The sequence below is a fragment of the Winogradskyella sp. ECml5-4 genome (assembly GCF_036903175.1).
Lineage (GTDB): Bacteria > Bacteroidota > Bacteroidia > Flavobacteriales > Flavobacteriaceae > Winogradskyella > Winogradskyella damuponensis.
Window position 1 is genome coordinate 280,923 of the sequence record NZ_JAYJLF010000008.1, and the last position, 12,166, is coordinate 293,088.

Genomic DNA, 12,166 nt, shown 5'->3' on the forward strand with positions numbered 1-12,166 from the left:
TGTCTTAATTATTTATAGTAAAATTAAGAAACTATACATATAATAATGTGACTATTATCATAAAAAAAATAGCATTAAAGTAATTCAAACGTTTTCGTTAATAAGTATTTTAATATAAATGAAGAATTGAAGGTTTTAAGACTGAGTTTTCGTCTTTTTTTTCTTCATTGTCATGTAATTTGGCATCATTTTTTCATCGTCACTCTCTTTTTTTTGTGACTTATTTTTAGCCTTTTCATCTTTTTTGTTTTTACCCGAAAAGATAATTTGAAGGAGTTCTTTAAAGGTATCAAACTCGACATTATAAGAGAGACCAACACCTTGTGTATACCCTATTTCTTCTCCAAAATTTCTAATACTATTTTCTCTATTAAAAACTTTGGCTTTAAGTGTTCCGTCTTCATTTAATAAAAGATCTATTTGAACATCTCCACTAATAACTGTTTGACTGGCGCTTCCGAATGGTACACCAACTTTACCATTAACTAAAATCTTATCACTTATTTTAGTTTGAAGTGTAACTCCTACTTTATTATTGGTTTGTAATTCTGGTGTGTCTTGTCCTAGTTCTAAATCGATACCAACATCTAAATTTCCATTATTTGTACCAAAAAGATTATTGACAATCCCTGTTAATCGTTCTGAAATGGTACCTGTAAAATTAGCACCTCCTAAACTACTAGAGAACCCTCCTGTTGCTAAGAAAATTAAAGCCTGATTGTCGCGTTCATCTTTAGAGGACAGCCTGTAATCTAACTCTGACTTTACTGTAGAACTTACATTAGGAAATCTAAAATCGAATTGAGGGTCTGGTTGTTCTAATTGACCTGTTAAATGAATTTCGACTTCTACGTCTATACTCTGATTAATAGGATTGTCTAATAATACAGAAGGATTAGCACTACCTTCATACACTGCTTTTAAGTTTAGCTCCGCGTTCATTGGATCTCCTTCCCAAACAATACTTCCTCCTTGTTCTACTTTAAACTTTTTTTCTACAACACCTCCATATTTAAAGTTGTATGTTCCGTCATAAACCACAAAATCTCCCCACATATTAAAGGCGCCATTGGTATTGATTAAAAAGTTTAAACCTCCTACACCTCTACCTTTAATAGTACTACCGGCCTCTTTATCTATAACTATTTCAATCACGGCATTTTGATTTACATTTAAATCAAAATCTAAGACTAAACCTTTAACTTCAATTAAATCTGAAACCTCTCCTTTTATTCTGGCAGCTTTTTCTTCTGGACTTAAAAAATGAATAAAAGAGTTGTCTCCAAAACTTTCAGAATCATTTAATGGAATATAAAACTCTGTTCCAGCTTCCGTTCGTCCGTTTATAACTTTAATAACCAGCTGATCTGTTGGTCCTTTTATTTCTGCTTTTCCTGAAATAAAACCTGTACCATAATATAGCTCATCTTCTGTTTCTTCAGTGTTCAACACTAAAAGACGGTCTGTATTTAATTCTAAACCTAATTTCCAATCCGAAAAATTATCATGTGCTATAAACCCATTGAGACTTCCCTTGGAAAAGTATTTAGAATCCGTCATTGAAACGTCATTAAAAACAAATTGCTGCCCTCTTAGTGATACCTTAGAGTCAAAATCAAAACCATAATCTACATTAAGGTATGGAATAGACAAGCCTGCCCTATCTAACAGTAACTCACCATAAATTGCTGGTTTTTTTAAGCTTCCAGTTACATTAGCATAACCAGATACTAAGCCTCTAATATTACTAATAACCCCTTCACCCAAAGGGTTTAATGGATCTAATAAAAATTCTTCAAACACTACATCTAAATCTATAATAGGATTATTTTCTGCAACATCAATAACACCTTTTGCGTCTAACGATTTTAAATTGTCATTAATTAGTGTTACATCTACATTATAGTTTGTAATAGAGTTATTCCCTTCAATTTTAGCTTTTAAGTTTCCTAAATCATAATCATTAACAAAAAGACCACTTACTTCTACATTAGATTTAGGCAGGTACACTCCATTGTTTTGAACCACATCAAGTTTACCATTTACAATACCTTTTAAAGCTAAACTATCTATACGTGGCGTAATTTTAACAAGCTGTACATCTTTAAAATCTACATTAAAATCTTTGTTAACTGAATCCTTTACTTTACCAGAAAGCAAAATTTCTTCATTATCATGTGTAATTTTAATTGGTGAGATATCAAACGTTTTAAAATCTCTATCAAATCGAATTTTATTTAAGGTATCTTTTTTAGAATTTAAAAGCCAATCGTAACCTTTAAATAACACATCTGATTTTCTAAAACCAACTACAGATTTATTAGTTTCGTCAATAGTGTAAAATAAATTTAGGTTAAAATCGTCTGCATTATTTTCTCCACCTTTAAACTCAGACTTGATGAGTAAAGTATCACGTTTTGTAACATTAATTAAGCTAAATTGAGAAGCGTTGTATATACCTGCACCAATACTATCTATTTCTATATACGTGTTATATATTGGGTTGCTATTATCTATGTTTATATTGATATTGTTAGCAAAATAGTCTTTAAATTTAATTTCTGGCGAATTAAACGTTAATTCAAATCCTTTCTCATCCGTTTCTATTCTACCTTCAATAAACGTGTTACTTCCTATAGTTAAATCCTTAAAAAATACCGCTGCTATTTTAGAATATATATTGAATCTAAAATTGAGGTATTGCCCTTCTTCTACAATATTTGGAACATAATTCGTGTAAATACTTCCTACTGAATTTTCTACTAATCCAATAATATCTTTAGTTTTAAATTGGCCTGAGACTTTTCCATCTATAATATCTGGAGAGTTTATAGTAATGGTACGTTCGGTATCTCTAAAAGAAGAGACAATATCAAAATCTTGAAAACCATAACTCTTATCTTGATTTTTATACGTTGTATTCTTTATATTAATAGCACCTGTTGCATTGTCTAGTGTTGTACCTCTAGCACTCATGGTTACTAACCCTCTAAATTCTGAAATACTATCTCGTGTAACAAAATTTAATTTATTAAGATTGGCATAACCAACATTAGCCTTAAAATCGAATTTTTTAAGATCTTCAGAAAAATCTACCAAACCATTAAAGTCGAGTTGTAAATTAAGATCTTCAGCTTTTACAATACCATTAAATATTTTATTTCCAAGATCTCCCGAAAGTGAAATATCTCTGTACGTATAACCGTTATAATCTAAAACATAAACATCTCCTTTTACATCTGTTTTTAAATTCTCAATAGTAAACCCTTTACCATCAACATCGAGATTTAAAGAAGCTGTTTTTACTGAAGGTTCATTAATAAGCTCTCCGAGATTAAATTCATCTAAAACAATATTCCCTATATAATTTGCATTGTCAATATTATCGATATCTGTAAGTAGTAAATTAGATTTTATAAACCCTAAATCCGTATCTATCTCCAAATCTGCTTCAACACGCTTAGTTGTGATAAAAGATGTGCCTTTGATATTAAAATTCCCAACCTTAGAAATAACACTAGGAATAGAATTCCCCAATAGTCTTGGTAATAAAGCCGTTAAATCTCTATAATTTGAAGCTAAATTTTGAAAATTCCCTTGTAACGCAAAACTATCGTCGGCCTTACTAAATAAATTCTTAAACGTAATATCACCAATAATTCTTGTATTTCTAGAGGTACTTACATTAAGGTTTTTAGCAATCAAATTATTCAAAGTCCCCGATAAATCTGCATTAAAATTTGCATGTTGACTTACCCCAAATTCATCAAAAAAGACGTTGAGCTCTGTTAAAGAAATATCAGAATCCTTAAAACTTGCGGCTACATTAACTTTGTCTGTAAAATGTTTAAAATCTTCTCGATTATAATCAAATCTTAACTCTCCTTTTAGCTCAGACTGTTCTGTTTTAATATTAAGGTCTCCAAAAGACATATGATCTAATGTGTACTCAAAGTTTGCCATTAAATTCTTAACAGCAATACCTCTACTGTCTCTAAAACTAAATGTATTAATTCGAGATCTTACCTCAGGCCCATTTATTAAAAAATTAGTCGTATTAGCATTAAGCTCAGTAAATTCGAAGATTTCTGGTGTTTCTAGGTTTTCGTCAATTAGTCTAAAAATTCCGTTTTCTATAGACACATCACTAGAAGAGAATAAAAACTCACTTGGACCAACTCTTGGGTTATCATCATCAAATTTTGCTACAAAAACATCTAAATTTGAGTCCTGTTCACCTTGGTATGTTTTTAAATTAAAAATGACATTTTGCAAATCTATATCGCCAAAATTCAACTTACTATTCAAAAGATTCTTAAAACTAATGATAGAACTATTTAATTCACCAACACTTATAAGTGTATCTTTTTTATAATCTCTAATTAAAATTTCTTTCAGTTCAACATCTCCATTCAGTTGCAAACCTACTCTACCAACGTTAATATCCGTTTTAAAATCCTTATTAAGTGTATCTGTAACATACCGTCCTAACTTGGTTTGTACAGCAGGAATAGATAGTACCAAAAATAAAATGAAAAAAAGTAGCAGTATTATTGCTACTATTTTTCCTAATATTTTAAGTACCCGTTTGATAAAATTAATGCGTTTTAAAGTTTTAAATCTTCACTACCTTTGCAGCAACACTATGCTGTTAATTATGGCAATGAGCTATAACTAACAAAATTAACAATTATTGTGCCTAATATCTACTATGGAAAAAGAAAATATTTATATCCTCGGAATTGAGTCGTCTTGTGACGACACATCTGCTGCCATACTATGCAACGACCAAATTTTAAGTAACGTTGTTGCTGATCAAAAAATACACACAGAGTACGGAGGCGTAGTCCCAGAATTGGCATCTCGAGCGCATCAACAAAATATTGTTCCAGTAGTACACCAAGCCCTAGAAAAAGCAGGAATAAAAAAAGAGCAATTAAACGCTATAGCTTTTACTCGTGGTCCAGGTTTAATGGGATCGTTATTGGTTGGTACATCTTTTGCCAAATCTCTGGCTTTTGGTTTAGATATTCCGCTAATAGACGTAAACCACATGCAAGCGCATATTTTAGCACATTTTATAGACGAAAAAGATCATAAAAAACCTCCTTTTCCTTTTTTAGCCATGACTATTTCTGGAGGCCACACACAGATTGTAAAAGTGAATACTCATTTTGATATGGAAGTTTTAGGAGAAACTATAGACGATGCCGTAGGAGAAGCTTATGATAAAAGCGGAAAGGTATTAGGCTTAGGCTATCCTGCTGGGCCAGAAATTGATAGACGTGCACAACTTGGCAACCCAAAGGCTTATCAGTTTACAAAACCAAAAGTCGATGGGTTAAATTTTAGTTTTTCAGGATTAAAAACTAATATTTTATATTTTATTCAGCGCGAAGTAAAAGCAAACCCTAATTTTATTGAAGAAAATCTAAATGACATTTGCGCATCTATTCAATATACCATCATAGGTATTTTAATGGCCAAATTAAAACTAGCGGTAAAGCAAACAGGCATTAAACACATTGCCATTGGCGGAGGTGTTTCTGCTAATTCTGGTATTAGAAAAGCTTTAAAAGATGCCGAACAAAAATTTGGTTGGACGAGTTATATTCCAAGATTTGAATATACTACAGATAATGCCGCAATGATTGCTATTGTTGGTTATTTAAAATATTTAGAAAAGGATTTTTCAGATTTTAATGTTATGGCTACTGCCCGATTAAAAATATAAACGAAGAGTAATTCCAAATTTCTAGTATTTAATAGCGATGTTAACTTTAATTGATATGTGCTTATCTTAACCCTTTTATTGATTACTCCTCAATTTTTTTTCTTTTAAAGGGTTTTAAATTTATTTAAAAATTTAATTTAATTATCAAAAAGCAATCACTTCTCTAAAATTGTTAAAACATCTGTTAACATCCTTACAACTATTCACCTCTATTGTATCTTAAAATTTAGTTGTTTTGCAGTATCCAAATCACTTTAAACAAAATTTAACATGAAACATTTATTTACGCTATTGCTTTTAATTCCTTTCTTAGGTTTTTCTCAAATAGCATTAGAGCAACAATTAGATTCTATTTCTACTTCAGATGAAGCTACAACGTTTTTAAAAGAAAACAAGCCCAAACAAGGTAAACTTTTCATATTCAATAAAGAAAAACATAAAACCAGATTAGCTAATGACTTATTTAACCTTTCTAAAGGTGGCAAAAAAGTAATTAGAACAGATTTTAAAAAAACCTACTACAAAGTCATTGATAAAGCTGAAATAGATTATTTAAAATTTAGCATTATTGTAATAGACGCCTCAAAAATGTCTACTGAAGAAGCCATAAAAAAGCGTAACAAGGTAATAGCTCAGTATAAAGAAGGTTACCGTTTTAAAGACTTAGCAAAACACCACTCTACTGATCATACTGCAAAAAAAGGAGGAGATACAGGTTGGATTAAAGCCGGAGAAATGCCAACTGCTTTTGACGAAGTTGCTTTTGGTAAAAACCATGCTATTGACGAAATATTTTCAATAGACGATATTGAAAATCAAAAATATTATCTCGCTATTAAAACAGAAGACAGAACAGCTATTGAAGAGATTACAGTTTTAAAATTTTCTGAAGACATAGATTAATGCAATTATTCTACAATTCAAATATTTCGGAAACCGATACTAGTTTTAGTTTCGACAAAGACGAAAGCCGACACATTGCTAAAGTTTTACGTAAAACAATTGGCGACAAACTACACATTACCAATGGTAAAGGCTGGGTTTTTGTCGCTGAAATTATATTAGCTGAACAAAAAAAATGTGTCGTTTCTATACAGTCTAAAAGCTTACAACCTAAACGTAATTACAATTTACATTTAGCTGTTGCACCAACTAAAATGAACGATAGGTACGAATGGTTTTTGGAAAAAGCTACTGAAATTGGCGTTGAAACCATAACTCCTATTATCTGCGAACACAGTGAAAGAAAAGTGGTAAAGATTGAACGTTTTGAAAAAATCATTCAGTCTGCAATGAAACAATCCCTGCAATATTATTTACCAAAACTTAACAAGCCCATTGCTTTTAAAGATTTTATAGATCAAAATTTTAAGGCTCAAATTTTTATTGCGCACTGCGAAGAAACAGATAAAAAATCTTTAAAATCACAATTAAAAACAGCAACAGATTGTACAATCCTCATAGGTCCTGAAGGCGACTTTAGCGTTAAAGAAATCGAAATGGCCTTGCAACGTAACTTTATTCCTGTAACTTTGGGTGAGACACGTTTGCGAACAGAAACAGCTGCAATTGCAGCTTGCCATTCTGTTGCATTTTTAAACGAATTTTAATGAAACTATTTATTTCCTTCTTCTTTTCTCTTTTTTCAGTGTTCTTATTTGCACAAGACCTCGCTATTTTAAAATACAAAGGAGGAGGTGATTGGTATAGCAATCCAACAGCATTACCTAATTTAGTAAAATATTGCAACGATAACATAGATACCAACATTAACGAAAGTATTCAAACCGTTGAAGTTGGTAGTACAGATATTTTTCAATTTCCTTTACTGCACATGACAGGTCATGGAAATGTATTCTTTAGTGATGATGATGCCGAAAACTTGAGGAATTATCTAATTTCTGGTGGGTTTCTTCATATTGATGATAATTACGGCATGGAACCTTATATTACTAAAGAACTCAAAAAGGTATTTCCTAATAGCGATTTAGTTGAACTTCCTAAGGATCATAAAATATTTAGTTCAGCTTTTGAATTTTCTAACGGTTTACCTAAAATCCATGAGCACGACGGAAAAGCACCACAAGCTTTTGGGATTTTTCACGAAAGTAGATTAGTACTATTATTTACTTTTGAAAGTGATTTGGGTGATGGTTGGGAAGACCAAGAAGTACACAACGACCCAGAAGATGTGCGAGAAAAAGCACTTAAAATGGGTGCCAACATTGTAAAGTACGCTTTTGAAAATTAATTTTGCCTTTCCTATTTTATGCAACTAAATCACTACAATTCTAACTTTCAAAAGCAAAAACATCCTATTACAGTAATTTGCGATAATGTAACCAACGCACCAAACATTGGAAGTTTATTTAGAATAGCAGATGCCTTTGGTATTGAAGAGCTTGTTTTTTGTGGTTCCGATATTCCATTGGGTAAACGAATGACAAAAACATCGCGTTCAACTGAAAAGTACGTAACACATAGCATAAACGAAGATATTGAAACACAAATCCAAGCTTTAAAAGCTAAAAACTATTATTTGATTGCTTTAGAAATCACAGAGAATAGTCAGGATTTATCAACTTTTAAATTACAAACCCATCAACCAATTGCGCTAATATTAGGAGATGAAAACTTTGGAGTTTCAGAACCACTATTAAAAAGCGTTGATGCTATTGTACACATTAATATGTTTGGCAATAACAGCAGTATGAATGTGGTACAAGCCACAAGTATTGCGCTTTACGAAATTACAAAACAACTAAATGCTTAAATTTGCCATGCTGAATTTATTTCAGCACCTTTGAGTAAATATGCAAGAGATGAATTCAAAAACAATAGCTAACGGTATTTTAAGAGCATTGGGTGTGATTCTAGCTATAATGTTAGTCTTATATTTTCTTTTTAAAATTCAATCCGTAATCGTTTATATTGCTGTTGCTGCAGTTATTTCTCTAATTGGACGACCAATCATACTATTTTTAAGAGAGCGATTAAAATTTAATAACACCGTTGCAGTTGTAGTGACCATGACCCTTCTTTTAAGTCTTTTAATTGGCTTAGTCGGACTTTTTATTCCGCTAATTATCGAACAAGGTCACAATTTAGCCTTACTAAATATTGATCAATTACAATTAAATATTGAAAATCTATACGATCAAATTATTACTTATTTTCAATTTAACAATATAGATCTCGAACAATCTATTAAAGACTCTCATGTACTCTCTAAACTCGATTTTGCAATCATTCCTAATTTTCTAAATAGTTTTATTAGTGGCTTAGGTACTTTTAGCATTGGTTTATTCTCAGTACTATTTATTTCGTTCTTTTTCCTAAAAGACAGTAAGCTTTTTGAAGATGGTATTATGACCTTTGTGCCAAGCGGGAATGAAGAACGCTCTAAACGCTCTATCACCACAATAAAAGACTTATTATCACGCTATTTCGTTGGACTTATATTTCAAATATTAATTCTTTTTGTTATTTACACCATTGTATTATTAGTGTTTGGAATAGACAATGCCATTGTTATTGCTTTTCTGTGTGCGCTTCTTAATTTAGTGCCTTATATTGGACCTTTAGTTAGTGGTTTTTTAATGCTTTTGTTAAGCATGTCTAGTAACTTAGGCGAAAATTTTAGCGAGGTAATTTTACCAAAAACCACGTATGTAATGATTGGGTTTATCTTCGCGCAATTGGTAGATAATTTCTTTAGCCAACCTTATATCTTTTCTAAAAGTGTAAAATCACACCCTTTGGAAATTTTCTTAATTATCATTATTTCCGGAATTTTATTTGGTGTTGTTGGAATGATTGTCGCCATACCAACATACACAGCCATAAAAGTTATCTTGAAAGAATTTTTATCGGATTACAATATAGTTCAAAAACTAACCAAAGGCTTATAGTTAATGTTTAATAAAAACCTACTAAATACTGAAATACAGAATTTTATAAACAACAACCTAAATTCTGATGTTTCAGAATTATTGCTAAAAGGTATACCGTTTAAAGCTGTAGATTCAAAATTAATTATTGAACAAATTGAAGCAAAAAAACGCTGTAAAAAGAAACTACCAACATGGTTTAGTACTAAAAATATATACTTTCCCAATAAGCTTAATATAGAACAAACCTCTTCAGAAATTACTGCTCAATATAAATCTAGTTTAGTTTCTGGTAAGCAGATTATGGATCTCACAGGTGGTTTTGGTGTAGATGCATTTTACTTTTCAAAACATGTTGAAAACGTAATACATTGTGAAATTAACCCAGAACTTTCAGCATTAGTTAAACATAACTTAAAAGCACTAAATACTTCAAACATTACATGCTATAATGCAAATGGAATTGACGCTTTAAAAGAAGTTACCCAAACTATAGATTGGATTTATATTGACCCTTCGCGTCGTGATGATTTAAAGCAAAAAGTATTTTTATTAGCAGACTGCGAACCTAATATTAAAACACATCAAAACTTATTGCTACAATGCGCAACAAATGTGATGATTAAAACATCACCTTTATTGGATTTATCAGCAACGCTATCAGATTTACAGCATGTAAAAGAAATTCATATTGTAGCCGTTAACAATGAAGTTAAAGAATTATTATGGATTTTAAAGCGGGGTTTTCAAGGAGACGTTCTCGTAAAAACTGTTAACTTACAAAGAGGTAAAGCTCAATATTTTAAATTTAACTTTAAAGAAGAAGCTGAAGCTGAAGCAAATTATAGCAAGCCACTCACCTATTTGTACGAACCAAATTCTGCAGTTTTAAAATCTGGTAGTTTTAATTCTGTTGCTAACATTCTAAATATTGAAAAACTACACAAACATTCGCATTTATACACATCTGACTCACTTATAGAATTTCCTGGAAGAAGATTTAAAATTGAAAAAATAGTATCCTTTAATAAAAAAGCATTTTCCAAAGAAAAAATATTAAAAGCTAATATAACTACGAGAAACTTTCCGTTATCAGTACATGATATTCGTAAAAAATTCAAAGTTAAAGACGGCGGAACACTCTATTTATTTTTCACAACAAATGTAGATGAAGACAAAATTATTTTGATTTGCTCAAAAGTTCATTAATCACAAAAACCTTTCTGAGCTACAATCATCTCATTACCCCAAAGCTTCATTAAGAAAGAAATATCAATAGGAAAAAAAGAAGAAGAACCATCTACATTATACTTTACAGGGCATTCAATTCTTTTATTATTTACAATTTCGCACTTATGCTTTTTATTATCTGAAATAAAAATGGCTTTGGAATCAATCTTATCATAGACTTTTTTTAAATCTATTATGGCATATTTTATAAATCCTTTAGCAGTATTCACCTTACTTTTAGCACAATCAATAATGCCATAGGTAAAATAATGTGCTTTCATTTTATAATATTCAGATTCTTGTCGTTCTTTAAATTTATTATCATCACGCCTATACCTAATGGTAAAATCTGAATAGTCTTTATATTGCGCTTCCCTAAATCGCTCTTGTACGCTCATAATTTCATTTCCCTTTCTAAACACATAATCAATACCATCCATCATATCTATATATTGAGCATAGTCTCTTCGCAATCTAACCTCTTGCCACCCTAAAGCCTTATATATTAAAGGTAATGCTAATTGCTGATGTACATAGTCGGAAAAAGCTCTATCTTTTTTGTAACTAGACATATTTTAAAGTTTAGAACTTAGTTTATACTTTATTTAAACATTTTTTGAAACTTATAAAGTTGAGTAAAATGCTTTTATTTGTCTGATAAATATACACTTAAATATACAATCAAAAATATTCAAAAAAAAAACTCAAAAAAATTGTTGCGTTCTTTAAAATGTTGCGTTACATTTGCATCCGCATTTAAAGGAATGTTCATATAAATATTGGAGAGGTGCCTGAGTGGCCGAAAGGAGCGGTTTGCTAAATCGTCGTAGGTGGAAACACTTACCCAGGGTTCGAATCCCTGTCTCTCCGCAAATTTACTACAGCTTATGCGACTGTAAGTAATATTTAAAAAGATAATCAAATTTTCGGGGTGTAGCGTAGCCCGGTTATCGCGCCACGTTTGGGACGTGGAGGCCGCAGGTTCGAATCCTGCCACCCCGACTTTTATTGAAATTTTAGAGTTTTACTCTAATTGGTCGCATAGCTCAGCTGGATAGAGCACCTGCCTTCTAAGCAGGCGGTCCTAGGTTCGAATCCTAGTGCGATCACAAAAAGCCTTACTTTTTTAAGTAAGGCTTTTTTGTTCAAAAACATAATAGGATTACTAATAGATAATACCCCACCGTTAAACCGGATCAAGATCAAAAGTTGTGTTTAAGCAAAGATTGTAGTTAATCTAAACAGAAAGAATTCCACATTCTTGACCCCTCTAAACTGTGCCCTGAACGCTTTTATTTTAGCATTGAAAGAT

9 protein-coding genes and 3 tRNA genes are annotated in these 12,166 nt (G+C 31.2%); 10 read left to right on the forward strand and 2 right to left on the reverse strand.

Features of this window, described 5'->3' with window-relative positions; all coding sequences use genetic code 11:
* Positions 1-135: 135 nt before the first annotated feature.
* A complete protein-coding gene (locus VDP25_RS10120; protein ID WP_334469383.1) occupies positions 136-4,524 on the reverse strand; it encodes a translocation/assembly module TamB domain-containing protein in 4,389 nt (1,462 codons plus the stop codon).
* Positions 4,525-4,711: 187 nt separating this feature from the next.
* On the opposite strand from VDP25_RS10120, the gene tsaD reads away from it, so the two are divergent.
* From tsaD to VDP25_RS10155, 7 genes are all read left to right on the forward strand, one after another.
* Positions 4,712-5,734: a tRNA (adenosine(37)-N6)-threonylcarbamoyltransferase complex transferase subunit TsaD gene (tsaD, locus tag VDP25_RS10125; protein ID WP_334469385.1), complete on the forward strand. Its 1,023-nt coding sequence runs from the start codon at positions 4,712-4,714 to the stop codon at positions 5,732-5,734.
* A gap of 270 nt (positions 5,735-6,004) precedes the next feature.
* Complete coding sequence (locus VDP25_RS10130; protein ID WP_334469387.1) at positions 6,005-6,637, forward strand: peptidylprolyl isomerase; 633 nt, start codon at positions 6,005-6,007, stop codon at positions 6,635-6,637.
* On the forward strand, positions 6,637-7,344 hold the full coding sequence (locus VDP25_RS10135; RefSeq protein WP_334469389.1) for a 16S rRNA (uracil(1498)-N(3))-methyltransferase: 708 nt from the start codon (positions 6,637-6,639) through the stop codon (positions 7,342-7,344). Before VDP25_RS10130 ends, VDP25_RS10135 begins: the two co-directional genes overlap by 1 nt.
* Entirely contained in the window at positions 7,344-7,985 is a 642-nt protein-coding gene (locus VDP25_RS10140; RefSeq protein WP_334469391.1) for a DUF4159 domain-containing protein, read from the forward strand. The genes VDP25_RS10135 and VDP25_RS10140 overlap by 1 nt, the downstream gene beginning before the upstream one ends.
* An 18-nt stretch (positions 7,986-8,003) precedes the next feature.
* Positions 8,004-8,507 carry a TrmH family RNA methyltransferase gene (locus tag VDP25_RS10145; RefSeq protein WP_334469393.1) on the forward strand — a complete coding sequence of 168 codons (504 nt, stop codon included), beginning with the start codon at positions 8,004-8,006 and terminating at the stop codon, positions 8,505-8,507.
* 49 nt (positions 8,508-8,556) lie between these two features.
* On the forward strand, positions 8,557-9,645 hold the full coding sequence (locus tag VDP25_RS10150; RefSeq protein ID WP_334469394.1) for an AI-2E family transporter: 1,089 nt from the start codon (positions 8,557-8,559) through the stop codon (positions 9,643-9,645).
* A gap of 3 nt (positions 9,646-9,648) precedes the next feature.
* Positions 9,649-10,833: a THUMP-like domain-containing protein gene (locus tag VDP25_RS10155; protein ID WP_334469395.1), complete on the forward strand. Its 1,185-nt coding sequence runs from the start codon at positions 9,649-9,651 to the stop codon at positions 10,831-10,833.
* Here VDP25_RS10155 and VDP25_RS10160 read toward each other — a convergent pair.
* Complete coding sequence (locus VDP25_RS10160) at positions 10,830-11,426, reverse strand: hypothetical protein (RefSeq protein WP_334469396.1); 597 nt, start codon at positions 11,424-11,426, stop codon at positions 10,830-10,832. The genes VDP25_RS10155 and VDP25_RS10160 overlap by 4 nt on opposite strands.
* 209 nt (positions 11,427-11,635) lie before the next feature.
* On the opposite strand from VDP25_RS10160, the gene VDP25_RS10165 reads away from it, so the two are divergent.
* The 3 genes from VDP25_RS10165 (at position 11,636) to VDP25_RS10175 (ending at position 11,963) form a co-directional block, all read left to right on the forward strand.
* Positions 11,636-11,724 (forward strand) — tRNA-Ser (locus VDP25_RS10165).
* Between the two features lie 57 nt (positions 11,725-11,781).
* Positions 11,782-11,856: transfer RNA gene (locus VDP25_RS10170), tRNA-Pro, on the forward strand.
* A gap of 33 nt (positions 11,857-11,889) precedes the next feature.
* A tRNA-Arg gene (locus VDP25_RS10175) sits at positions 11,890-11,963 on the forward strand.
* The last annotated feature ends 203 nt before the right edge of the window (positions 11,964-12,166 follow it).